Annotated in this window: 20 protein-coding genes and 1 pseudogene; 11 read left to right on the top strand and 10 right to left on the bottom strand. The window is 42.3% G+C overall.

Features of this window, described 5'->3' with window-relative positions; translation table 11 throughout:
- The 4 genes and pseudogenes from MMU07_RS20720 to MMU07_RS20705 all read left to right on the top strand — a co-directional run.
- Positions 1-977: pseudogene (locus MMU07_RS20720) on the top strand (DUF6797 domain-containing protein); the annotation flags it as partial.
- Positions 965-1555 carry a hypothetical protein gene (locus tag MMU07_RS20715; protein ID WP_241128517.1) on the top strand — a complete coding sequence of 197 codons (591 nt, stop codon included), beginning with the start codon at positions 965-967 and terminating at the stop codon, positions 1553-1555. The pseudogene MMU07_RS20720 and the gene MMU07_RS20715, both read left to right, overlap by 13 nt.
- 219 nt (positions 1556-1774) lie before the next feature.
- The gene (locus tag MMU07_RS20710) at positions 1775-2191 is read left to right on the top strand and encodes a hypothetical protein (protein WP_241128516.1); all 417 of its coding nucleotides are present in this window, start codon (positions 1775-1777) and stop codon (positions 2189-2191) included.
- Positions 2191-2598, top strand: a complete 408-nt coding sequence (locus tag MMU07_RS20705; protein WP_241128515.1) for a hypothetical protein — start codon at positions 2191-2193, stop codon at positions 2596-2598. The genes MMU07_RS20710 and MMU07_RS20705 overlap by 1 nt, the downstream gene beginning before the upstream one ends.
- Before the next feature lie 99 nt (positions 2599-2697).
- Here the strand turns inward: MMU07_RS20705 and MMU07_RS20700 are convergent, their stop codons facing one another.
- The 3 genes from MMU07_RS20700 to MMU07_RS20690 all read right to left on the bottom strand — a co-directional run bounded on the left by MMU07_RS20700 (position 2698) and on the right by MMU07_RS20690 (position 7409).
- Positions 2698-4266, bottom strand: a complete 1569-nt coding sequence (locus MMU07_RS20700) for an L-serine ammonia-lyase, iron-sulfur-dependent, subunit alpha (RefSeq protein WP_241128514.1) — start codon at positions 4264-4266, stop codon at positions 2698-2700.
- Between the two features lie 218 nt (positions 4267-4484).
- Positions 4485-5804 (bottom strand): prolyl oligopeptidase family serine peptidase, encoded by a 1320-nt coding sequence (locus tag MMU07_RS20695; protein ID WP_241128513.1) that lies wholly within the window; start codon positions 5802-5804, stop codon positions 4485-4487.
- 144 nt (positions 5805-5948) lie between these two features.
- A complete protein-coding gene (locus MMU07_RS20690; protein ID WP_241128512.1) occupies positions 5949-7409 on the bottom strand; it encodes a CotH kinase family protein in 1461 nt (486 codons plus the stop codon).
- Between the two features lie 172 nt (positions 7410-7581).
- On the opposite strand from MMU07_RS20690, the gene MMU07_RS20685 reads away from it, so the two are divergent.
- The 3 genes from MMU07_RS20685 (at position 7582) to MMU07_RS20675 (ending at position 10841) form a co-directional block, all read left to right on the top strand.
- The gene (locus tag MMU07_RS20685) at positions 7582-8388 is read left to right on the top strand and encodes a helix-turn-helix domain-containing protein (RefSeq protein WP_241128511.1); all 807 of its coding nucleotides are present in this window, start codon (positions 7582-7584) and stop codon (positions 8386-8388) included.
- Positions 8389-8647: 259 nt separating this feature from the next.
- The gene (locus MMU07_RS20680) at positions 8648-9346 is read left to right on the top strand and encodes a response regulator transcription factor (RefSeq protein ID WP_113924162.1); all 699 of its coding nucleotides are present in this window, start codon (positions 8648-8650) and stop codon (positions 9344-9346) included.
- A gap of 28 nt (positions 9347-9374) precedes the next feature.
- Entirely contained in the window at positions 9375-10841 is a 1467-nt protein-coding gene (locus MMU07_RS20675) for a sensor histidine kinase (protein WP_241128510.1), read from the top strand.
- A gap of 535 nt (positions 10842-11376) precedes the next feature.
- Here the strand turns inward: MMU07_RS20675 and MMU07_RS20670 are convergent.
- From MMU07_RS20670 to MMU07_RS20655, 4 genes are read right to left on the bottom strand one after another with little or no spacing between them, the layout of a single operon-like run.
- Positions 11377-11817 carry a DM13 domain-containing protein gene (locus tag MMU07_RS20670; RefSeq protein ID WP_241128509.1) on the bottom strand — a complete coding sequence of 147 codons (441 nt, stop codon included), beginning with the start codon at positions 11815-11817 and terminating at the stop codon, positions 11377-11379.
- Between the two features lie 11 nt (positions 11818-11828).
- Complete coding sequence (locus MMU07_RS20665; RefSeq protein ID WP_241128508.1) at positions 11829-12491, bottom strand: Crp/Fnr family transcriptional regulator; 663 nt, start codon at positions 12489-12491, stop codon at positions 11829-11831.
- Positions 12488-13357 carry a hypothetical protein gene (locus tag MMU07_RS20660; protein WP_241128507.1) on the bottom strand — a complete coding sequence of 290 codons (870 nt, stop codon included), beginning with the start codon at positions 13355-13357 and terminating at the stop codon, positions 12488-12490. Before MMU07_RS20660 ends, MMU07_RS20665 begins: the two co-directional genes overlap by 4 nt.
- A 47-nt stretch (positions 13358-13404) precedes the next feature.
- Positions 13405-13848 (bottom strand): DM13 domain-containing protein, encoded by a 444-nt coding sequence (locus MMU07_RS20655; protein WP_241128506.1) that lies wholly within the window; start codon positions 13846-13848, stop codon positions 13405-13407.
- Positions 13849-14216: 368 nt separating this feature from the next.
- Here MMU07_RS20655 and MMU07_RS20650 point away from each other — a divergent pair, with 368 nt between their 5' ends.
- On the top strand, positions 14217-16334 hold the full coding sequence (locus MMU07_RS20650) for a beta-L-arabinofuranosidase domain-containing protein (RefSeq protein WP_241128505.1): 2118 nt from the start codon (positions 14217-14219) through the stop codon (positions 16332-16334).
- A 23-nt stretch (positions 16335-16357) separates the two neighbouring features.
- Here the strand turns inward: MMU07_RS20650 and MMU07_RS20645 are convergent, their stop codons facing one another.
- On the bottom strand, positions 16358-16966 hold the full coding sequence (locus MMU07_RS20645; RefSeq protein WP_241128518.1) for an alpha-ketoglutarate-dependent dioxygenase AlkB family protein: 609 nt from the start codon (positions 16964-16966) through the stop codon (positions 16358-16360).
- A 457-nt stretch (positions 16967-17423) separates the two neighbouring features.
- Between MMU07_RS20645 and MMU07_RS20640 the strand changes: the two genes are divergently transcribed.
- Positions 17424-17789 carry a BlaI/MecI/CopY family transcriptional regulator gene (locus MMU07_RS20640; RefSeq protein ID WP_241128504.1) on the top strand — a complete coding sequence of 122 codons (366 nt, stop codon included), beginning with the start codon at positions 17424-17426 and terminating at the stop codon, positions 17787-17789.
- Positions 17789-19408 carry a M56 family metallopeptidase gene (locus MMU07_RS20635; RefSeq protein WP_241128503.1) on the top strand — a complete coding sequence of 540 codons (1620 nt, stop codon included), beginning with the start codon at positions 17789-17791 and terminating at the stop codon, positions 19406-19408. Before MMU07_RS20640 ends, MMU07_RS20635 begins: the two co-directional genes overlap by 1 nt.
- An 18-nt stretch (positions 19409-19426) precedes the next feature.
- On the opposite strand, the gene MMU07_RS20630 is transcribed toward MMU07_RS20635, so the two are convergent.
- Both MMU07_RS20630 and MMU07_RS20625 read right to left on the bottom strand, forming a co-directional pair.
- The gene (locus MMU07_RS20630; RefSeq protein WP_241128502.1) at positions 19427-20542 is read right to left on the bottom strand and encodes a peroxiredoxin family protein; all 1116 of its coding nucleotides are present in this window, start codon (positions 20540-20542) and stop codon (positions 19427-19429) included.
- A 68-nt stretch (positions 20543-20610) separates the two neighbouring features.
- Positions 20611-22266 carry a sulfatase family protein gene (locus MMU07_RS20625; protein WP_418884526.1) on the bottom strand — a complete coding sequence of 552 codons (1656 nt, stop codon included), beginning with the start codon at positions 22264-22266 and terminating at the stop codon, positions 20611-20613.
- A 317-nt stretch (positions 22267-22583) separates the two neighbouring features.
- On the opposite strand from MMU07_RS20625, the gene MMU07_RS20620 reads away from it, so the two are divergent.
- Positions 22584-23450 (top strand): hypothetical protein, encoded by an 867-nt coding sequence (locus tag MMU07_RS20620; protein ID WP_241128500.1) that lies wholly within the window; start codon positions 22584-22586, stop codon positions 23448-23450.
- The last annotated feature ends 490 nt before the right edge of the window (positions 23451-23940 follow it).

Genomic DNA, 23940 nt, shown 5'->3' with positions numbered 1-23940 from the left:
ATACTTCAAAAACAGACTTTAAACCAAAATTTAACACTTTTCAACTAATTGCGAAATCCTATTGCATAATCACGGTTAAAATCCTGATCACCGCACCCGGAATGAAAGGACTTCAGCAGTATTCAAAAACTTCGGCCCCACCGGAGGACTTAAATCCACTGATCAAAGGAGGTCCTGCCCGGTATCCTCAAAAATTGACCACAGATATCCTGCAAGGAGAGCAGGAAGGTCCCTTTCAAGTAGACATTATGAATCCGCCTTTTGACAGTCCATGGAAGAATCAATTCAGGTTGAGCGGACTGGACTTTTTCAAAGACCCCAACAAAGGAGTGATTTGTTCTACCGATGGAGATGTTTGGCTGGTGGAGGGCTTTACAAAAAATACGGGAAAACTTTCTTGGCAACGGATAGCCTCAGGCATGTTTCAGCCTTTGGGAATAAAGGTAATCAATGAGGAAATTTTCATTACCTGCAGGGATCAGATTGTCCGACTGCATGATTTCAATGGAGACGGGGAAACTGACTTTTACGAAAGCTTCAATAACGACCATCAAGTGACGGACCATTTTCATGAATTTGCCATGGGGCTGCAGGCGGATAAAGAGGGGAATCTCTATTATGCCAAAAGTGCCCGGCATGCCAGGGAAGCCTTGGTGCCTCAGCACGGAACCTTGATCAAAGTAAGTGCAGACGGACTTCAGACCGAGATCATTGCTACCGGTTTTAGGGCGGCAAACGGAGTTTGTCTCAATCCTGACGGGACATTTATAGTCACTGACCAGGAAGGTCATTGGAATCCCATGAACCGTATCAATTGGGTGAAAAAAGGCGGTTTTTATGGAAATATGTTTGGTTATAATCCACCGGCAGACAGCACTGAAAAGGGAATGGAATTGCCATTGGTCTGGGTAGATAGAGAAAGAGACCAATCACCGTCCGAGCTTTTGTGGGTAGATAGCAAAAAGTGGGAGCACTAAACGGGAAGCTGCTCAACTTCTCCTATGGCTATGGAAAAGTATTTGTCGTCCCCTATGAAACAATAGGAGATCAAGTTCAGGGAGGTATCTATGAATTGCCGATACCGAGGTTTTCTACCGGCGTGATGCGTGGGCGATTCAATCCGGGCGATGAGCAACTTTACCTCTGCGGCTTGTCGGCATGGGGTTCCACCCAACCGCAGTTGGGAGGACTTTACCGCATCAGAAAAGTAGATCAGCCAATGGTAATTCCTGTAGGAATCAAAGCTACTACCAAAGGGATTGAGCTAAGCTTTACAGATGAATTGGATGCCCGAAGTGTCGCCGATACGGCCCACTATACAGTGAAAACCTGGGATCTACTGCGCTCCCGAAAGTACGGCTCCAAGCACTATAACGACCAAACATTAACTGTCACCAAAGCAGTATTGGCCAAAGACAAAAAATCAATCCAATTGATGATTCCAGATATCAAGCCCACTTGGGGAATGGAAATCCAATACCGGGTCAAAGATGATGAAGGTAAAGACGTTGAAGGATTAATTCAGAACACGATTCATCAAATGGGGGGAAATTAACAACCCATATAAAAATGAGTCAGTCAACCCCCATTTTTTTCAAAACTATTTCTTGATTGGAATTACCTGTTTTTTATAAACATTAGTTCTTGTCCAATTTTTTTATCAACGTATTGATTTTGGGAGGGAAAAACTTGCTAAAAAAATAGTAAGTCAAACTTTATATGTTTAAATTACCTTAAAAATAAGGAATCAGATATTTTACAAAACATCTAGATTATGATTAAAGTAATTCTCATTTTCTTTCTCATCTCCATTTTATCATTTAATCTTCAAGCCCAAGATAACGGCAGGGAGTTTTTGATAAAAGAATACCTCAAACAAAGTGAAAAACAGAGAAAGACAGGAGTTACATTTTTGGTTGTTGGAGCAGGTCTGACGGGCGTGGGTGTTATCGCACTTGGTGTCAGCAGCGCTTCATCTGATTCAATTAATGGAATCGGACCCTATTTAATATTAGTTGGGATTCCAATAACCATTATTGGAGTTCCTATAATTATAAGTTCCGCTTCAAAAGCGAGAAAAGCTGCACATTTGAGTTTGGGTACCCAAACTGTCCGTGGATTTACCCTTCCGCAAACCCAAAAAGTATATCCTGCACTTACCTTTACCGTTAACCTTAATTCTTCGAACTGATGAAAACATTTTTTCTCGCAGTAATTTTATTGGGTATGGCTATTTATTCTTATGGTCAATCTAAATCCATGCTGACTACAACCCAAGAACTATCAGAATTAAGTGATTTGCAATTTAAGGCAGGTTTGATTTTAGTAGGAGGTGGTACAACCTTAGTAGTTACTTCTTTGGTAATCCCGAGAAAATTTGATTATTCGGATGGTTCAGGTAACCAGAGATTACGATCATTCTTAACCGTTACCGGGTTATTATCAATAATGACCAGCGTACCATTGTTTCTAAGTTCAGGCTCAAACGCTAGGATGGCAGCACAACTTTCTCTTCAAAATCAGGCAGTTTATCAACCGATTTTCCTTCCTGGTCAACCAAGAGATATTCCTGCTTTAACCTTGAGCATACAGTTGTAATTATTTTGGTTGTTAATTGGTCATCTTTTTGTGTAAGGATATTAAGCTCAAGGCGCTTCGATATCTTCACTTCAATCGTCATTGAACACAACTTAACTCTCAACAATTCTTATAAAAATACTTCTGCGTCAATCTCGCTTCGATTTCCTTGGCGGTTTTGGTGATGGACAATCCTCCGAGATTGGTACATCTCAGGGTGTTGGGGATACTTTTTCCCACTTCATACATGGTCTCGATGACTTCATCCAAAGGAATTAAATGGTCATAATCTGCCAAGGCCATATTGCCACAGGAAAGCGCATTGGAGGCGGCCATCACATTTCTGTTGAGGCAGGGAGCTTCTACCCTGTTTCCAATCGGGTCACAAATCATACCCAAAGAACTCTGTAATGCCATGGAAGCTGCAGAAATGCTTTGATTGATATTGCCACCAGCCAAATGGACAATCGCAGCAGCTGCCATCGTAGCACCGGAACCACACTCCGCCTGACATCCTCCCACTTCTGCTGCGAAGGTGGAATGCGCCGCAATAAACACCCCGATCAGACCTGCGATCATCAAGGCTTTCACTGTCTCCTCATCAGAAAGTCCCAACGTATCTGCTACTCCCAATACCGCTCCGGGCATAGCGCCACATGAACCCGCAGTTGGTGCCGCCACGATTACTCCCATGGAGCTCTTGACTTCCATGATGGCGGACACATACATGATGATTCTGTTCAAAACATCCCCGCTGATCAGTTTTCTGTCCTCCATCATGGACTTGAATTTTACAGATTGTGGACCCAAAATCCTATCCTCAAAGGAAGTTCCTTTGAGTCCGGTTTCTACCGCATTTTTGAGTATATGGCGGATTTGTTCCATTTTGGCAAGCACTTCCACTGAGGTAATATTGCCCCTGATACTTTCGTATCGCACAGCCAATTCCCATAAACTCAAATTCTTGTCCTGATTGTAAGCCAGCATTTCATCACAGGTAATGAAAGGGACTGTTTGGTTTTTTCCTGTAAGGACAGGAAGCACAGGCTTGATTTGTTTCACTTGGGAAACTCCTTCCATTGCCTTTATTTCCTCAATTAGGGTTTCACTCAAGAATGCAGAGGACTTGATTGCTAAAAAATCCCCTTCGTCTGTGTGGATTTCCAGCCCTTCGAAGATACCTGATTGTTGTAAGTAGGTTTTCAGCTTTTGCTTATCGGTGGCATAAATCAAGGTCAAAAAACAATCACCGGCTAAAGAAACCTTTGTCCCATCGATTTCGATCACTTCTATCATCCCTCCGCCTGTTGAAATGGCAATAACCTGATGGGTCTCCCAAGGATTACTTACCGTGATTTTATAGGTATTTGGATGCTCTGCCTGTATGTCTTTGATCTCTATATTCACTTTGATCCCTGCTGCACCAAGGTGTATTTCAGAATGAACCAAGCGCTCGTCATAGGCTTCCCAACCGAGAAATCCACCAAACAAACCCATATCAGAACCTTGTTCTTTGTGTGTGGTCGCCAAGGAACCGTTTGGATCAAAATCAATCTGGATTTCAGAAATCCTGCCGTCCATCAAGTCATGGCAAATCCTCCCTATCCTTAGGGAAGCAGCGCAGTGCGAACTTGAAGGGCCTCTCATGACAGGTCCGATTACGTCATTGAAAATGCTTGGGTAGTTCATGGGATTTTTTTATGTTAAATTAATAAATTTAGGTAGTATTAATCTCCCAATCCATTTAATTTTTGGAGGAAAACAGCTTCAGATTAAATTAGGGTCCCAGTTATATGTTGTTTGAAACCAAGCGTTTGGGCTAAAATTTGTTTAAAATAAAATTAAATAACCTATTTTTTCTCAAACAACCATGGCGCCACAGCAAGGTCAAGTTTGTTATACACCCCTTACTTTTTCTTCTGCGCAGCCAGCCATTCCATGATGGTGACCGGACGTCCGTTGACCATGACAGGAGAGCCATCCAAATCCGTCCTAGCCGTATTGGCATGGGAATAAATCCACGACCAATGTCCATTATAACGGTAATTTTCACCACCATAAAATCCCGTGATGTCTGTCACATTATCGTAGTAGGACAAAATCACATTTTTTGCGCCGGCCTGTTTCAGTCTTTGGTAAAGAGGAACGATTGTGTCATCCGGTTTGGTAGTCCCATCATCTTTGGCATGGATAAACCACATCGGCACGTTTTTGATTTTCTGTACCTGTGCGTCACTTACAAACTCATTTGAATATGCCAAAGCACTGATATATGCACCTGCAAAATAGTCCGGGTGCTCCAAAATCAGTTTGAGAGACATATAGCCCCCGTTGGAACAGCCCCCGACATAAATTCTCTTCGTATCGATGTTTGGGTTTTTGGCCACATAATCCTGGATCAAAGCGAAAACAGCCTCATTGTAGATGTCGTTGTCTTTCCCTCGGGTCATGCCATCAGCCGCCTGCATCCAAAAGGTGGGCGCTTGGGGTGCCAAGACATAGGCCCCACCAAAAAGAACCTGAATTTCCGGGGAAGCGTAATTGGCTGCTTTGTTGCCTAGCAGAGCGGTGGTCGGATCGTTGCCCCCTTCGCCGCCACCATGTAGCCAAATGATCAGAGGGACTTTTGACTTGATGTCTTTAGGTGCAAACGAAGCGTAAGACATGCTAAGGCCGTTTCCGTATTGGAATGTTTTGGACAAATCATATTGGTCTACCAAAGGCATGATTTTGCCTTTGGAATTATTCCAAACTTTTCCCGTGTTGTGGTGGAGGATGGTCATTTTGTAATCTACCCAATAGTTGGCGCCACGGTTGTTGATCCTTGTGTATTGGAAAGGTGATCCGAGTGGCATGGCCGGGCTGACTGACAAGACCAAAGTGATGTGTCTCCCTTCCGCCAACCTGTTCCCATTTTCATCCGAAACATAAGCATAGACTACTGACCGGGTTCCGGAGGCACTTTCAGCCTGAATTTCTGCTCCTTCCAAACTCCTGGTTGCAAATACTTGGAATTCCGAGGCGGTTACATCCTTGACGGATTCTTCCAAGCTGAGGATGACTTTGTTCACAGCAGGTCCCCAATCAAAGCCTTCGACAACCCATCGGTAATCGCCGGGTGCCACCTGAGTATTCGTGTGATTTTCATTTGGTTCGGAAGCTTTGGCCCCGATAGAGAAATGGCCAAGCAGAGAAGCCAAGCAGAGAAGGAGATAAAACTTTTTCATAGGAAGTACAATGGGTTTGGTTTTGATCTAGAAAAGTTAATTCAAAGGAATGGGGTTGGATAGTGGATTTACAGGAATGGGAGGTTTGGAGATTTGACAAAAAGAATCCGGCAGGTTTTTGAAATCTGCCGGATCTAAAATCTTCTAAAAGGCCCCGATTTTTCCATCCATCCAATTGGCGCGTTGACTCAGAAAATTCTGAAGGTCAAGGATAGCTTGGTCGTAGGTGCGGTCGGCGCTTACTTCCCATTTGGCATAGTTGCGGGTGACGGCATTATTGTCCTGCAGGTACTTGGAAGTATCGGATACAAGTTTTTGGAGGTTTCCGGTGCTCAAAGTGCTTCCTCTTAATGTCGTCCAACGGGTTTTGACCGCTTGGCGAAATACCGGGTCTTCCATCAATCGTTCCCACCAAAAAGGCATCATCCAAGGGTCTTGGTTGATATAGTTGTTGTATTTGATGACCCAATCATCCATAGGAATCCTGTTTCCCTCATCAAAGCCAATATTGAAATCCCAAACTGGCCCCATATCCAACTTTCCATCCCTGTCTTTGACCAAAAAAGTGCTGATGCGGTAGGCGTCGTTATTACGGCAAAGCTCATTGATAAGAAAGTAATCTACAAAACTTCCGATGTCTATATAATCCGCATAACTCCTTTCGCCTGCACCAAAATTATCCTTTAACAAAGCTGTTTCAAAATCTTGTAGGTAATTGGCGATGTAGGACTTTTGTGCATCGGTGATATTTTCTGCTTTTGGATATTCATACATAAAGTAAGTCTCCAAGTATTGGTCCGGATGGTATGGTGGCCTAAAAGCCTCAAAATTGATTTGTTTTCTAAAAATATCATACCCGCTTCGAAAGCTGTTTTGGGCGGTGTATCGGGCATCATCATCCCAATTGTTCAGGAAATAAGAAAGTGGTTTACCATCATGTTCCGGTCCTGGATCCGCCTTGTCGATTTTGAGGATATAGCCTCCTGTAAGGTTGGTGGAGGATGTATTCAGTGATTTGATGTCAATCCGTTGACTGTCTCGCTTCAGCTTTTCACACAAATAATACACACCCATATATTCTCCATTGACTTCAATTTCGACAAACTTTCCCCTGCTGGCATATTTTCCGATCTGATTGGAAATGTCATAGGCAATGTGGTTGAACATCAAGCTTCTGTCCCAAATGTACTTTTCGGATTTATTCACGACATGGCCAATAAGCCTCCAATCTTCCTCCTTTGGAAGACCAAGGAAGGAAACATCTACGCCTTCGCCTGCCTCGTCGATGGTTTCAAAATTGAATCCCTTCTTGTCAGAAAGACGAAAAGAAGTCTTACCGCGGTATTCAATATCGATCAGTTGGGTTTGGATCAGTTTTTTCTCTTGGTAGATTTTCAGTTGGGCTTGAACCTTAGGTTCATAAGGAATCGAAGCTCCGCGGGTGTCTATCACGAGATAAGGTATCTCGCTATCCTTGGTGTCAATGGCAAATACCTGTCCGTCGTCACCCTTTGGGATAAAAACCTCAACGGGTTCCTTGCATCCTGTCCAAATAAACAGACTGATGACCCCGATCCAAAAAATGTTTTTAAATGTACCTTGCATATATTTTATATTTGAAAAACAAAACTAGGCGAATTTTGCGGATTGCAATAGAGTGAAGTTTGGGGTCAAAATCATTTTCCCAATAATCCTCATTGAAGTCAGTTTTGTACTTGACGTGTAGATGTCGCACCATTGTCGTTTTAGGAGGATTTAGAAAAGAAGATATTTGACCGTGAATCCAGAAAAAAAAATCAAAACCCTTCGGCTTGCCAAAGGACTTACCCAACAGGAACTGTCAGACCAAAGCGGCATTTCCCTGCGGACCATCCAAAGAATCGAAAACGGGGATGTCAAACCCAGCCTTTATTCTTTGAAGAAACTTTCCGAGGTATTAGAAGTTGATTTGAACGCTTTTTCTCAGGATTCACAGAAAAAAACCAATCTTCCAAATTCTAAACTTTCCAAAACCATGAACGGCTTATTTTCCTCTTTTACCTTGTACAGAATTCCTTTGTTGGGAATGATTTCGCTTATTTTGTCATTCTTCCTTTGGCAAAATAGCGGACCTAATGAAAGTCAACCCTCCCAAAATTATGACTTTGAAGTAGCCACGGTGAATTGCGGTTCTGCCACGGAGTGCGATATTGAAGTGACCAAAAAAGATGCTTTGGGGAATATTCTGTGGCAAAAAACCTACGGCGGCACTAGCTATGACAAGGCATCCCAAATCCTTCCCACCGAAAATGGCGGCTGTACGGTACTCGGTTCTACCAGTTCGTTTGGCGCAGGCAATTATGACGTGTTGCTCCTGAGTATCAATGCATCAGGCGAGCTCCTTTGGCAAAAAACATATGGAGGATTTTTTAATGAGTATGGAGAAAAGTTAGAAGTCGCGGCTGATGCCAATGGTTACTTGATTGCCGGCACCCAACAAACTTGTCCCGGTTCAAATGTATCGGCAGATTGCAGGGATTTCATTTGGAGTTTTGAGGTGGACAGAGAGGGAGAAGAAAAGGGAATGAAGCTGATTGGGGGATGAATTTTGGTTTTATACTGAAAAGATACCCGGATTTTGAAAGCCACCTCAAGGATGGATTCCAAAATCCGGGTTACATTTTATTGAGGAATGGAAAGGCACAAGTTTATTGGATCAAAAAACCCATCGATAATGTTCACGTTTTTAGGCAAATTCGTTTAGCACAAATAATTCTTTTTACTTGAAAATCCCCTCTAGGCCTTTCGTGATACTTTCGTGAATATTTCGATTTACTTTTATCGGTATTTACAACATGGCAATTATGAAAAAGGTACTGGTAGTCGAAGATGACCCTAATATCAGCCAACTCATTCAGATTCATCTCAGGGACCTGGGCTATCAGATTCAGGTGGCCAATAATGGGAAGACCGGATACGATCTTGCTTCTTCAGGTGCGTTTGACCTGATGATTTTGGATATCATGCTCCCTGAAATGGACGGTCTGAGTATCTGCCAAAAGCTCAGGGCATTGGATAATTTTACTCCTATCCTGATGATTACAGCCAAATCCGAAGAAATCGATAAAGTGATGGGATTGGAATCGGGTGCCGATGATTACATCACCAAACCTTTCAAAATCAGGGAATTTATAGCCAGGGTCAAAGCCATCATGAGAAGGCAGGACCAATTTGTCCTCTTGAGCAATAGGAATGAGGATGCCGTGCGGTTTGAAAATCTGGAAATAGATGAAAAAAGGAGAAAAGTCTTATTGAACCAAAAGAGGATTGACCTGACTCCCAAAGAGTTTGATTTGCTGATGCTTCTGGCCAAAAGCCCCGGAAGAAGTTACAGCAGGTCAGAGCTTTTGGAACTGATCTGGGGATATGATTTCAGTGGTTATGAACACACCGTCAATGCCCACATCAACCGGCTTAGGTCAAAAATCGAAGTTGATGCCAACAATCCAAACTTTATATTGACAACATGGGGCATCGGTTACCGCTTCAATGACGAATGGTAAAATCCCCTTAAGAATTAAATTAGATGGTATGAAAAGTCTATTTTGGAGAATCTCCCTGGTTTTTACCTTAGTCATGATGGTGGTGGGCTTTGCGTATATCATGATCACTACAGTCGCATCCAAAAACTATTTTCTCGAAACCACCCAAAAACTGAACGCTTCAGTAGCTGAATATCTTGTCAAAGAAGCACCTCCTTTCAAAAACGGAAAGGTCAATGAGGATGCTTTGGGTGTAATCATGCATTCCATGATGGCTGTCAATCCGAGCATTGAGGTTTTTCTTCTAGATCCAGAAGGGGAGATACTTTCGTTTGTGGTATTAGATTCCAAAGTCAAGCTCAAAAGGGTAGATGTCAAACCCGTAAAAGAATTCATCGCAACCGGCGGTTCCAGGTTTGTTCTCGGAGATGACCCAAGGGCAAATGGGTATCAGACCATTTTTTCTGCCACTGAGGTCATCGAAGATGGCAGACTTTTGGGGTATGTCTACATCACCTTGGCAAGCGAAAAATTTGAAGAAGTAGCTGCAGGTCTATTGGGAAGTTATTGGCTCAAATTGACACTGAATTCTTTCTTGATCACAATGGTCATTTCATTGGTCATTTCTTTGTTGCTGACTGCGCTCTTGACAAAAAACCTCCGGGAAATAGTCAAAACTGTCAGTAAGTTTAAAGACGGCGACCTTCAGGTAAGAATCCCCCAAATGAAAACCAATTCTGAACTTTCTGTACTTGCGGCTACTTTCAACCAAATGGCAGACAATATTCTGCACAATATGGAGGAGCTCAAAAAAGTGGACAGCCTGAGGAGGGAATTAATCGCCAATGTATCCCATGACCTCCGTAATCCGTTGGCCGTGATCAACGGATACGTCGAAACCATGATGATCAAGGGTGATCAGATCACTGAATCCGAGAGGGAGCAATACCTGAAAATCATCTCTGATTCCTCAGATAGGCTTACCAAACTGGTAGCGGATTTGTTTGAACTCTCCAAACTGGAATCCGGTCAGATGCAGTTAAATTTGGAGCCTTTTAGGATCCAGGAATTGCTTTTTGACGCTTGTCTTAAATTTGAACTTTTGGCCAAAGCCAAAAAAATAGACCTTATCGCAGACATTTCCCCTTCGCTCCCCGTAGTAGAAGCAGACCTTTATTTATTGGACAGGGTAATTCAAAACCTGATTGACAACGCCGTCAAATATGCTCCCGAAAACGGACAGATAATCCTCAAAGCTTTTTATTGCCAGACCACTTACAAAGTCTGTGTGAGTATCAAAAACACCGGTTCGGGAATACCCCAAAAAGACTTGGCCTCACTCTTTGAGAGGTATTATATGGTGGACAGGGATAAAAAAGGAATCGAAGGAGCAGGTCTCGGTTTGGCAATTGTCAAAAAAATATTGGAAGTCCACGATTCAAACATCCAGGTCTTTTCTGATTCTTCCACCTTTACCGAATTTATTTTTGAACTCGATCCCATGAGGTCCAATTAAGGGTGATATTTTTTTGACTTCCTTATGTATGTCAAAGGAATTTCGCTGAGAAATTTAAAGATTGCTCCGATACAAAATCAGTGGGACCAAATGATTGTCTTTTCAGGATTGATTAGGCAGAAAAGAAATGACATGACTTAAACCCCTTCATGGGACAAAAAAAAGGGAGATGAATCTTCATCCCCCGTTTTTTATAATAAATAGACCAAACAAAATGTTACATGTACATCCGCATTGTTGAACGTCCCCTACTAATTCCGAAATTTTCTACTATAAAACTGAACTCCATATGTTTGAGGTGGGGAGGAATAATCCCGAAGCTTCGGGAGGCCGGCACAGGCCTTGTGCGCGGATAAGGGATTAAAACGGGAGTTTTAATAGCCAGATTGTGCGGTTGCCCGTCTTGGCTTTTTTGGCTACTTTTTTTGCTAAGAAAAAAAGTAGCTGTAAAATTGATTGACCGATTTCCTGAAGCCCCAAGAAAATCTTTATAGTTAATTTTGTTTAGTGCATTCATGCGAATACTCATAAAATGTTATTCTAATAATGCATTTCCAAAAGGAATGGCTGCGGCTCCGCACCAGATGATACCGTGTGTAAACTTATCGTCTTTGTTGCCCTGAAGTTCATAAAAATGAGCTCCGGGCCTGTTTGCCAATCCTAACAACTGAAAACTCCCGCTTTCATTCAGCCTCAAAGAAGAGGAGGTAGACAGGTAGACCGTGACTGTGCCGGTAGAAAACTTGGTAGTGAAATTGTCACTCAGAGAAATATAAAATTTTCCCGCCTGATCCCTTACAAGTTGGACAGTTCCCCTTGTCCCTGCCCCGCTTTGGTTTGACAAGGTACCGCTCTTGAGCACTTCAAGAGGTCCTGTTACCTGCACAGAATCATCCATGGGGATTTCATCCGACATGTTGCCGCAGGACAGCATAAAGCCTGTCATCAATACTAAAATCATACTTAAATTTTTCATGTTGAATTGGTTTAATTGTGAATATTTGACAGGCTTCTAAATAGAATCCTGTCTCTTGAATAAATAATTTTCTTTTTGTTTTTAAGGTCATTCATGACTGTTGTCACTGTTTGCCGGCTGGTATCGGCGAGTTTGGCAATGTCTTCATGGGACAGCCAAATTTTTAGCAAAGTTTCATCTCCAAATTTCTGACCTGCTTTTTGGGCAAGGTGCAGGAGTGTTTCCTTGATGCGGTAAGCCGCATCTTTGTTCAAAAGCCTTTTGTGCCGGAGATTTAATTTTTTAAAATCCTCCAAAATAAGGGCTGATAGACCTGCAACCGAATTTGGATTGTTCTCCAAATTGATTTCGGAGAGTTTGATATAATGGACCTCGGTATCATCAGATAATGTGATGGCAGAATTGTTAAAATGTATTTCAGGATGGAATAGGGCGTCCCATTCCCCAAAAATCTCTCCTTCAGTTTTGATGGCATGAATGACCTGTTCACCGGATTCGGCTACCTCACACAGCTTCACAGCGCCGCTTTTTACCATAAAAAGCTTGTTCGCCAAATCCCCCTGCCGATACAGTGTCTGGAATTTCCCCGGTTTCTTGAAGGGCAAAAACATCAACCCAATAGGAAAGTCCCTTTTCGCGGAGGTATAGTCGGATAATAAATTGATCTGGTTCATTCTGTCGGGGGTTTGAGGTTATAAAAGATTCCAACACCAAATACTCCGCCCGAATAGATGTTTTTTCTGTCAAACAGCAGGTCATTGAAATTGCGGTATGTAAGACTCAGGTGGAATTCTTTATAGACTGGGGCACTGATACCCAAACTGTAACTTGTGTATTCCGTGCCGTCCCCTCTTACAAAATCCGTCACTTCGGTAATTTCGTCAACGGAGGTCAGTCCGTTCATCCGGACATTGAACCAAACCTTGTCTGCAATCTTGTAGCCCAATTCCACCCCAACTGCAAGCTGATCGCTGAATGAAATCCCGTCATATTGAGTCCTGTAATTGTATGACCCAAACAAGGATCCATAAAACGGGATATTCCCCAAGGCAAATGATGTTGCCAATGTAGTCCAGACATTGAATTCCCCATCGCCGCTCGGAAGATTGATTTTTTCAAAATCATTGACTGTACTTTTCGCAAAGTTATTTGCCTTGCCTATTGCGATTTCGGGAGCGACGCTGATGGCCAAGGGGAAGTATTTCTTGAGCAAAGAATGTTTGAATTCCAGTCTCAGGTCGCCGAGTCCTGAGACAGTTTCGGTAGTTTCAAAACCGTTGAAGTTCTGCAAAGGCAGATTGGTGATGATGGTAAATTTGTCAGTCACCCCATATTCCCCATAAAAGACGATGCTTTGTTGGTGAAACCTGTTGGTAACGAGCCTTTCGCCATCAAGGGTGAAGTAATCCTTGGAATTAAATGTCGAAAATGAGGTCTGGAAAAAACCTTCGCCTTTCGCTTTTGTCCATCCACTCTGACCGCTTGCTTCCTGTACCACAAACACCAATGCCAAAATCTGGAAGAGTTTTATATTTTTCATGATGGGGGAGTTAAGCACCCAGGTTACTCCGGGATGCTGTTGGATAATTATTGCAACCTTGCGTTTCCGAATGGAATGCCCACCGATCCGCACCAAAGTATGACATGGGAATATTTCCCTAAATCGGCTCCTGATGGTATCCTGAAGAAGTTTTCACCTGCATTTCGGACAGGATCTACCAATAATAAATTTGGATTGCCATTTCCCGGATCGGGAGTAAAAGTATCAGAGGTAGAGAGGTAAACCGTCACAGTTCCTGTGGCCAAGGCTGTCCGGAAAGCATTGTTGAACGCCAAAAAAACGGTTCCTTGTGTATCGGTTCCGATGGTGGCTGTACCTGTACTTCCTGCGCCGTTTTGGTCTGTGAAATTTCCCGCTCGCTGTACTGAAAGGCTCCCGTTTGGTAATGTAGAATCGATGATTATAGGATCTGTGTCATCAGAACATGCCACAAAGATGACGACTGCTAGAAATAGGATTATTTTTTTCATGATAGTCTTGATTTTGTTTTGATCAAAATTGCCCATCAGTTATCACAAAAAAATCACGAAAAAGTAAAGTTTGAATTTTCCATTTTCATTAAAGAAACTCCAATTGGGGAAGATCTAAATTCTTGGATGTTTTGTGCGGAAAGACCCTTTTTTCAAATTCCCCTGACTGCCTTTTTGAGAAAAATATTAATCCGGAGCTTTACTATCCATTTTTTTGGCAATCTCAAAATTGGGGAAAAAACTCAAAACCAGATGAATCCTGCTTTCATTCCCACATTAAAGCCCCGGCAGGGTAGATTAAAGCTCTTTTTCTTTTTTTCAGGAAGGAAATAATTAACTTGGAATACCCAAAATAATTCCTCCATCCTATGAAGAAAATAGCCTGTTTTTTAATCCTGAGCACCTTGTTGGTTGCATGTTCCCAAACTGACTCATCTCAGGAATCTACCGCAGAATCTCATTATCTTGTCAACCGCGCACCTTTAGAGCCCACTTCTTACCTTGAACTGCCCCTCGGAAGTATCAAGGCCGAAGGCTGGATGGAGGAACAACTCCAACGCATGGCCAAGGGACTGACCGGACACCTGGACGAGGTTTACCCCGAGGTGGTAGGTGCGCGCAATGGTTGGCTCGGCGGAGATGGAGATGGATGGGAACGGGGTCCATATTGGATAGATGGTCTGTTGCCTTTGGCCTATATCCTCGATGATGAGCGCCTCAAAGAAAAAGCACAAACCTGGATTGAGTGGACGCTTAACAATCAGGCGGAATCCGGCTACCTGGGACCAATCCCATTTGAGACCGAACCGGAAACCGAAAAAGGAATCCAAAAAGGGCCAAGGGAAGATTGGTGGCCAAAAATGGTCATGCTCAAAGTCCTGCAGCAATACTATCAGGCTACAGCCGATGAAAGGGTAATCGCTGCTCTGACCAAATATTTCCAATACCAATTAAAAACCCTTCCTGAAAAACCGCTGGATTATCTTTCCCTTTGGGCAAACCGTAGGGCAGGAGATAACCTGATGGTCGTCTATTGGCTCTATAATATCACCGGAGATGCATTCCTCCTGGAATTGGGGGATTTGATTCAGGAACAGACTTTTCCCTGGCAGCAGATTTTTACCAATCCAGAAAATCCAGTTCAATATCAAGATGTCTGGCATTACAATAAAATCAAGCGCTTTCCTTTTGATCGGGAAGAAATCGGAAACCTGACCCTGTCAAAAGTCCCCGGACTGCATACCGTCAATGTCGCCCAAAGCCTCAAACAGCCGATGGTTTATTTCCAAAAAAGCAAAGACTCCCAAGCCTTGCCTGCAGTCAAAAAAGCACTTCAAGACCTGCAGCAATATCACGGGCAGGCACAGGGAATGTACGGGGGAGATGAACCTCTGCACGGGAATAATCCTGTTCAGGGAGTGGAGTTGTGTTCCATCGCCGAAGAAATGTTTTCTCTGGAAACCATTCTCAAGATAACCGGAGACATGGAATTTGCGGACCTGCTTGAAAAAATCACCTACAATGCCCTCCCGACTCAGGTTTCGGATGATTACCAGACAAGGCAATATTTCCAAGCCGCCAACCAAGTTGAACTCACCGATCAGCTGGAAACATCCTATGAAAAAACCAACCATGAAGGGACGGATTTTGTGTTTGGGGTGCTCTCGGGTTATCCATGCTGCACGACCAACATGCACCAGTCTTGGCCAAAATTTGTACAGAACCTATTCTATGCGACGCCGGATGGAGGAGTGGCTGCTTTGCTTTATGCACCGAGCAGCGTAGAAATGACCGTTGGCCACGGAGCCATGCTCAAAATCAAAGAAACCACCGGATTTCCTTTTCGTGAAACCATCCATTTCGACATGGAGCTTTCAGAAGAGGCATCTTTCCCTTTCCACCTCAGGATTCCGGCTTGGTCCCAAAATCCCAAAATTGAGGTCAATGGTACCGAGGAGAAATTTGAAGTTACCGGCCAAGTGGCTGTGCTGAAGCGGACCTGGAAGAGTGGTGACAAGGTTACTTTGACCTTGCCCATGGAATTGAAGCACTCCACCTGGTATCAGGACTTGGTGTCTATTGAAAGAGGACCTTTGGTTTTTAGTTTGAAAATCGAATCTGAAAATAAAATCAAAGACAGAAAAGACCGCTTCCGAGCCTTTTGGGAAGTTTTTCCAAAAAGCGATTGGAACTTTGCCCTAGAAGCCAACACCCTTTCGAATCTGAGCGGCAATATCGAAATCATCGAAAATGACTGGAACGGGGAATTTCCATGGAATCTGGAAAACGCGCCCATCGAACTGAGATTAAAAGGTGTTCATGTACCGGAATGGAGAACTGTCAAGAGTGCACCACAGCTCCCTGAAAACCTACCCAAAAGCATGTCTTTGAATGAAGTAACCCAAAGGCAAAAGGAGATTACGCTTATTCCCTATGGCTGTACGACGCTCAGGATCACGGAATTTCCGGTAGTCAAAGTGGAATGAAGAGTGGAATAATGGGTTTTTGATTAGCCAACTATTGTCCTGAAGGTCAGGTTGACCCTTGGTCTTTTGACCATTTTGGTGGGAGGTAGCCGGTGAAGCCAATGCGTTTGGGTTTTGCCTGCCATCACGAGCAGGCTTCCGTGTTCGAGCACCAATTCCACTTTCTCGGCGGTTTCTTTGTGTTTGAAGACAAATTTCCGCTCGGCACCAAAACTTACCGATCCGATCGCGCCGTCTTTTTTGAGGTCTGTTTCCCCGTCGCTGTGCCAGGCCATGCCTTCCTCTCCGGTATGGTAGAGGTTGAGCAGGCAGGAATTGAAAGTCTCCCCGGTTTCCTTTTCGATGGCTTCTTTTAGCGTAAGCAGTTCCTTGGTCCAAGGCAAGGCGGTCTTGGTAGCATTGGAGTAAGTGTACTCAAACTCCCGGTCTCCGTACCAGGCTACTTTGCGCTTGGTGATGATCTTTTTTCCAAAAATGTGTGCCTCGTCATTTTTCCATTCGATGGTATTCAGGAGAACCTCATAGTAAAAATCAGCTTCTTTGGAATTGAAAATTTGCCCATAATAATTGACGATCCCATCTTTGGGAAGCCAGTTTTTGCTTGGGTTGGTACTCGGTTCGAAAAGGTTCAGGTTCATGGCAGCAAGGTGGGGATAAATTTCAATGGATATCCTTTTCTTAATCAGTTTCCTATATTCTTCTGTAGTCGGGACGGAAGACCGAAGTCGGAAGACTGATGTACCGGGCATTTAAGTCCCCAGCCAAGAATTAGAAAGGATTTCATATCTTCTGGCATTATAGCATACACAAATATAAATTTTTTTGAAAATAGCATTTCTATTGGTAGCCGTTTATTCTTTCAAAATCAGGGCGGAAGACCGAAGTCGGAAGTAGCCATCTTTTTTCAATCCATCCATGGATATGATTGAAGCATAGGCATTGGAGTTAACAAAGTATGAATTCAAATAAAGTATTTCCCATTGAGTTGAATATTTCAAGTGGGGTAAAAATTTTAAAAAAAAATCAATCTACACTTGTAGATTTAAAATTAATATCTACATTTGTAGACATCGATCTTAAATCTAGACAATGAAACTTTCCCCCACCGAAGAAGAACTCATGAACCATCTTTGGAGCCTTAAAAAGGCTTTCATGAAAGACCTTTTGGATGCTTATCCAGAACCAAAACCCGCATCGACGACAATCTCCACTTTGCTAAAACGGATGCAGGAAAAGGAATTTGTGGCCTACAAGACATTTGGAAATTCCCGTGAATACTACCCCCTGGTGACCAAAGAAAATTATTTCTCCAAGCACATCAATGCGCTCATCAAAAACTTCTTCAATGATTCACCGGCTCAGTTTGCCTCTTTTTTTACAAAAAAGACCCAACTTAGCGATGAGGAACTCATCGAAATCAAAGCCAATATTGACAACCTCCTAAATAAAAAATAATGGCACTTTACTTCATCAAATCCGCGGTCTGCCTGCTTCTCCTTCTGTTGTTTCACCGTTTGGTGTTGCAGAAAGAGGCCATGTATCATTTCAACAGGTTTTACCTCCTGTTTTCAGTGGTGGTGTCATTTCTGATACCTTTAAATACCATTGAAATTGCTGCTACACAGACGCTGTTTGAACCTGAAGTGCCAACCGAATTTGTACCTGCCGTGGAAAACTTGGGAATGCAGCCGGTCGTTTCCCAAGCCGAAAAAAGTGTAGATTGGAACCTGGTCCTTACCCTTTTTTATGGGTTGATCACATTTGGATTGTTGGTCCGGTTTGTAAGGAACATCCACATTTTATTTGAAAAAGTAAACCGGAATGTTTTGATAAAATACCGCGGGGAAAACCTCGTGATGCTTCAGGAAGATTGCCCTCCCTTTTCTTTTTTGAAATATATTTTTGTTTCCCATTCAGATTTTGAAAGCGGAAAATTTACGGATGCGATACTGATTCATGAGTCCACCCATGTGAAGGAAAAGCACAGTTGGGATAACCTTTTGGTCGAATTTCTTTTGGTCTTTTTGTGGTTTCACCCGGGATTGTATTGGGCCAAGACCGCCATCAAATTGAACCATGAATTTATCGCTGACCAAGCTGCATTGAAAATTATTCCTGTCGAAAAATATAAACTCGAGCTATTGTCTATGGTTTTGACAGGTCAAAATTTTGGTTTGGCAAGTAGTTTAAATTTTTCACTCACCAAAAAAAGAATGGAAATGATGAAACAAAAAACCACAAGTTCAACAAAATGGCTCAAAATTATGGCCGTTCTTCCCGTGCTCGGGGCTTTGGTTTATTTCGTCAGCGAACGGGTCATTGCCCAGAACGGTGAAGGAATGCCCAGAACTATAAACTATCTTGACCTGGGAGAGGATAAAAGAGATGATGTTGACATTCACTTAAATTTTATCGAAAGCGACTTAGTATCCTTTGATGATAAAACCTATCCATTGGCCCAGACTAATGAAATTCTCAAACAGGTTCCCAAAAAGGATGATGGCTTTGTTGCGAGAGTATCAGTAAACCAAGGCATTTCTACCGGAGATGTTTTTGATTTGCAGATGGCGCTATTTAATAATGGTGTAACCCACGTTGAATTGGTTAAGTCAGATGAAAAAACATTTCTTTCCAACTCAGTTCCGCCAAATAAAAAAGATTTGTATTACCAACACACCACCTTTTACATTCAGGATAAAAACGGCAACAAAACCCAGAAATTCTATTCCGATCTTACTGAATCTGAAAAAGCCAGGTTACCAGAACCACCCCCTGCACCAAAGAAAGCAAATCCATCTTCCGAGACTTTTGAAGGTTGGAAAGATTCCAAGATGTTTGCCCTTTGGTTAGACGGAGTCCACATTCCAAACTCAAAATTGGATGAAATGAATACTTCCCAAATTGTGCATTTTTTTTCTAGTAAAATTTATAAAAATGCCCTTTCAGAAAGGTTTCCACAGGATTACCATGTATATCTATATACGGATGAAGGGTTCGATAAGGCTTTTGGCCCTAATTCTGATTTACCCATAAAACCTTTGGGAGGGTACACAATTTTGTATACTTATGATTAGCTTTTCAAGTGAAAGGCATTATCTGCCTTTATTCAACTTCATCATCAATTCATCTGAATAGCCCACTTCCACATTTTCTATTTTGCCTGACTCATCGATCAGAAAAAAGGTAGGGTATCCGCTCACGCCGTATGCTTCTCCCACCGATTTGGCGTCGATGAGGACAGGAAATGGAACAGTCACTCTTGAAACGTATTTCTCCATTTTTTCCTTGGGATCTACGGGATTGACATATAGGGGAACCATGTCAGTTGCAAATTCAAAATCCGGTTTGCTGAATTCTTCCAATGCGATTTTGCACCAGCCGCAATTGATCATTGAGAAGTCAAGCAAAACCTTTTTACCTCTGAAATCTGAAAGTTTGACCGTATTCCCGTTTAGATCTTTGAGTTCAAAGTCAGGAGCAATTTCACCATTTACGAGTATCTTGGAAGTTTCTTTGTCGGTTTGTCCGTCAATTTTTGAAAGGTAGCCCTTGGGTGGATGGATGCTCAAAGAGTCTTTAATTTCGGAAAATTCATATTCCTCAAAAACATTTTCAATCAATTGGCTTCTTTTTCCATTGTGGTATAACCTCCGCAAAACCAAATTCACCGTAAGATTGGCAGGATTGATAAACATGTGGTTTTCAAGGTAAATCTTCTTTTCACTGATCACGGTATCCATTTCAATCCAATAGAAATTCAGGTGGGTTTTTCCATTGATTGCAGTGTCCTGTTTATAAATCCATGGTGACTTTTTGAAAAGATTTACCGGGGAAAATACCAAATACATATTGGTGTTTGCCCGATTTTCAAATTCTGCCTGATTTTCTTCAGAATGAATTGTAACCGTGCTGTCCTTGTGGTTGATCAAGTATAATACATCATTCAAATACGATAATTCTGAATCTCTGTCTTTACCTATGTAATTGTATTCGAAATATCTGTTGGGATTTTTCTGAAGTGTCATTTGGTATAAGAATGTATCAACTTCGCCCATAGCAGGATTTTCTACGAGCATTGCTTGCTTAAAGCTGACTTGCTCTGCGGCTTGGAATTTTTCTTTGGCCTCCTGAAAAACCTCATCAGGAGTTTTTTCTTTGGCACATCCAAATAGTATTAAAGCAAAAAAGACAAACAGGTATTTCTTCATTTCTCAAATGGTTTATTACGAAAACCTAAGCTGATAAAAAGGTTAGTTTGAATTTTCAGTCAGCTCCCTTATTTAGACGGGTTTTGTTCTATTTTACTCCTCCTGTCTTTGATTTCTTCGACTTTTTCTTTGGTCACGCCAAAAACCTTTCCGTCTGAGGCATCTTTCATCAGGTCGTCGATGTAGCGCTGACTGAGTTGGGAATTGTCCTTGTACTTGGTTCTCAGTGCTTCTAGCCGCTTATGTAAATCATCCCTGATCTCTGCATAGGCCGGATCTTCGTAGACATTGCGGAGCTCCATGGGATCATTTTTCCGGTCGATCAGTTCCCATTGGTCTTCGACATAATAGTAATGTATCAGTTTGTACTCCTTGGTCACGATGGCATAATGGCGGTTGACCATGTGCTCCGCGGGGTATTCGTAGTAATGGTAGTACACGGCATCCCTTGTCCATTTCTCTTTTTGTCCTGTAAGAAGCGGAATCAAGCTTTCCCCCTGCATGTCCTCCAGAGCTTGGACGCCTGCAGCCTCCAGGAATGTCTGGGCAAAATCAAGGTTTTGAACCAGTTCATCTGAGCGGGTACCAGCCTTCACCTGTCCCGGCCAAGCCACCAAAAGCGGTGTTTTGAAAGATTCATCATAGATGAATCGCTTGTCATACCAGCCGTGCTCACCCAAATAAAAGCCCTGATCCGAAGTATAGACGATGATGGTATTTTCCATCAGGTCATTGGCTTCTAGGTAATCGAGAAGCCTTCCGACATTTTCGTCCACTGCCTGGATGGTACCTAGATAATCCTGCATGTACCGTTGGTATTTCCATTTCATCTTGTCCTGATCGGTCATGGAGGGATAAGCTTTTTTGAAGTCGGCATTGACTTTAGAATAGGCCTTCATGAAATTGGCTTCCTGGGAAGGAGTGAGGCGGCTGTACTCATATTCATAGCGGAGTTTGTCAAATCCGATTTCGGGTATGCCCAATTCATCCATCACTTCTGGAAAAACTTTGTTGTCTCCCGCCCAACTCATGTGCTTCAGGATATTCATCTCTGCCTCTCCTGCGGGCGAAGTCCTGCCTGCATAATCATCAAAAAGGGTTGCAGGCTCAGGGAAAGTCCTTGTCGTAAAATCCTCCAAATGACGCTCGGCCATCAACCAAGACCTGTGCGGGGCCTTGTGCAGGTACATCAGCATGAAAGGCTGTTCTGCTTTTCGTTCATTTTGGAGCCAATCCAAGGTCATGTCCGTCACAATGTCGGTCACATAACCATCTACAGTGATGTTGCCTTCGTTTTTGGTGATAAATTCCGGATTGTAATATGCCCCCTGACCGGGAAGTATTTTGAATTGGTCAAAGCCTTTGGGATTGTTGCCGAAATGGAGTTTGCCAAACATGGCGGTCTGGTAACCTGCTTCCTGAAGGAGCTGGGGAAAGGTCACATTGGTGGTGTCAAATTGGAAATGGTTGTCCACTTTCCCGTTCATATGGGAATGTTTTCCTGTCAATATTGTCGCCCTGCTTGGCGCACAGATTGAATTCGTCACGCTTGCATTGGTAAAGAGCATGCCCATTTTGGCTATCCTGTCGATGTTGGGAGTCAGGATCAGGCGGTCATCATAAGCGGAGATGGCTTGGTATGCATGGTCATCCGACATGATAAAAATGATATTGGGGCGCTTTGGAGTCTGTTCTTCCTCTTTTGCAGCATGGCAGCCAATCATCGCGAAGGAGATTAAAGCCAAGACCAATTTTAATAGTGACTTCATAATAACAGGGTTTTTTAGGTTCTTTAAAATTATAAAAACATTCCCGAAAAGCTTTGCAACATCCTGTCAATTATATGGGAGGAGTGTTTTTTAATGGTTTGCGGCTAAATGGAAAATGTCAGCTGACATCCTTTAATAAACCATCTGTATTTTCCCCTTCACCCCATTGTTTGAAAATCGTAATTATTACTTTGAAAAAAGTTAAAAATACCTTTCCTCATTTGGTAATTTTGTTTCATCGGAAAAAGTAACAAGCATTTACAAACAGGAACATGACGCATTATTTTCAAATTTTTGGAGAAGAACCATCGCCAAACCCACGGAAAGGGCACTATTTGATTTTTGATCTCAACAGATTAGCCTTGGGAAAAGCGATGATCCTTTTGGTGTATGTTCTATTTATGGGTACGGGTGTTTTTGCTCAGGATAATTCCGGAAAAGGTCTAAGCTATTTCCGTGGCAATATCAGTGTGACCAACAACGGTCTTTCTCTCATTCCGGCATTTTCGCTTGGGAGACCGGCAGCGATTTTTGAACTCTCGATGGGCGGCGAAAGGTTGAGTTTCGATCCCGAACTGCGCTTCGCATTGGATGGAAAGCCATGGTCTTTTATCTTTTGGTGGAGGTACAAAATCGTCAAAACAGATAAGTTCAATTTGCATGTAGGCGCACATCCGGCTTTTATATTTACCACTACGATGGAGCCTGATGCCAATGGGCAGATGGTGGAAAAAACGGAAGTCCAAAGGTTTTTTGCAGCAGAAATATCACCCACCTACACCATCAGCCCAAAGACAAAAGTGAGTTTTCTCTACCTTGCCGGCAGGAGTTTGGGCAAAGTTCCTTTTGCTCTCAATCAATTTGTGGCCTTGGGCTCGTCATTTACAGATATTTCCATATCGGAGAAAGTATTCTTCAATGCCCGGCCAAATGTATTCTACCTGAAGATGAATGAAAAAGACGGTTATTTTGCGAGTTCCTCTCTGGTGATTGGCAGAAGAAATTTCCCGATATCACTAGGCGGAATTGTCAGCAAGAAGATTGTGTCAGAAATCGAGGTTGATAATTGGATTTGGAACATCAGTCTGATCTATTCCTTCAACAATGAATTTGTCAAAAGAGCGAGTCCGATGCTTTAAATAGATATTGATGGATACTGGATATTTATTGATATTGGTTAGGTTGAAATACAGTTGACATAGATATTAGTGGATATTTGATATTTATTGATATTGATTAGGTAGAAATAGGGTAGAAATACAATAGATATTGATGGATACTGGATATTTATTGATATTGGTTAGGTTGAAATACAGTTGACATAGATATTAGTGGATATTTGATATTTATTGATATTGGTTAGGTTGAAATACATTTGACATAGATATTAGTGGATATTTGATATTTATTGATATTGGTTAGGTTGAAATACATTTGACATAGATATTAGTGGATATTTGATATTTATTGATATTGGTTAGGTTGAAATACATTTGACATAGATATTAGTGGATATTTGATATTTATTGATATTGGTTAGGTTGAAATACATTTGACATAGATATTAGTGGATATTTGATATTTATTGATATTGGTTAGGTAGAAATAGGGTAGAAATTCAATAGATAT

Source organism: Cognataquiflexum nitidum (assembly GCF_022538055.1).
Taxonomy (GTDB): Bacteria; Bacteroidota; Bacteroidia; order Cytophagales; family Cyclobacteriaceae; genus Cognataquiflexum; species Cognataquiflexum nitidum.
The sequence above is the reverse complement of the archived record's forward strand: the minus strand, read 5'-3'. Positions and strand labels throughout refer to the sequence as shown.

Coding starts and splice junctions, on each gene's coding strand:
- MMU07_RS20710 (WP_241128516.1), top strand. CDS start 1,775: ATGATTAAAGTAATTCTCATTTTCTTTCTCATCTCCATTTTATCATTT.
- MMU07_RS20705 (WP_241128515.1), top strand. CDS start 2,191: ATGAAAACATTTTTTCTCGCAGTAATTTTATTGGGTATGGCTATTTAT.
- MMU07_RS20700 (WP_241128514.1), bottom strand. CDS start 4,266: ATGAACTACCCAAGCATTTTCAATGACGTAATCGGACCTGTCATGAGA.
- MMU07_RS20695 (WP_241128513.1), bottom strand. CDS start 5,804: ATGAAAAAGTTTTATCTCCTTCTCTGCTTGGCTTCTCTGCTTGGCCAT.
- MMU07_RS20690 (WP_241128512.1), bottom strand. CDS start 7,409: ATGCAAGGTACATTTAAAAACATTTTTTGGATCGGGGTCATCAGTCTG.
- MMU07_RS20680 (WP_113924162.1), top strand. CDS start 8,648: ATGAAAAAGGTACTGGTAGTCGAAGATGACCCTAATATCAGCCAACTC.
- MMU07_RS20675 (WP_241128510.1), top strand. CDS start 9,375: ATGAAAAGTCTATTTTGGAGAATCTCCCTGGTTTTTACCTTAGTCATG.
- MMU07_RS20670 (WP_241128509.1), bottom strand. CDS start 11,817: ATGAAAAATTTAAGTATGATTTTAGTATTGATGACAGGCTTTATGCTG.
- MMU07_RS20665 (WP_241128508.1), bottom strand. CDS start 12,491: ATGAACCAGATCAATTTATTATCCGACTATACCTCCGCGAAAAGGGAC.
- MMU07_RS20660 (WP_241128507.1), bottom strand. CDS start 13,357: ATGAAAAATATAAAACTCTTCCAGATTTTGGCATTGGTGTTTGTGGTA.
- MMU07_RS20655 (WP_241128506.1), bottom strand. CDS start 13,848: ATGAAAAAAATAATCCTATTTCTAGCAGTCGTCATCTTTGTGGCATGT.
- MMU07_RS20650 (WP_241128505.1), top strand. CDS start 14,217: ATGAAGAAAATAGCCTGTTTTTTAATCCTGAGCACCTTGTTGGTTGCA.
- MMU07_RS20640 (WP_241128504.1), top strand. CDS start 17,424: ATGAAACTTTCCCCCACCGAAGAAGAACTCATGAACCATCTTTGGAGC.
- MMU07_RS20635 (WP_241128503.1), top strand. CDS start 17,789: ATGGCACTTTACTTCATCAAATCCGCGGTCTGCCTGCTTCTCCTTCTG.
- MMU07_RS20630 (WP_241128502.1), bottom strand. CDS start 20,542: ATGAAGAAATACCTGTTTGTCTTTTTTGCTTTAATACTATTTGGATGT.
- MMU07_RS20625 (WP_418884526.1), bottom strand. CDS start 22,266: ATGATTGGCTGCCATGCTGCAAAAGAGGAAGAACAGACTCCAAAGCGC.
- MMU07_RS20620 (WP_241128500.1), top strand. CDS start 22,584: ATGACGCATTATTTTCAAATTTTTGGAGAAGAACCATCGCCAAACCCA.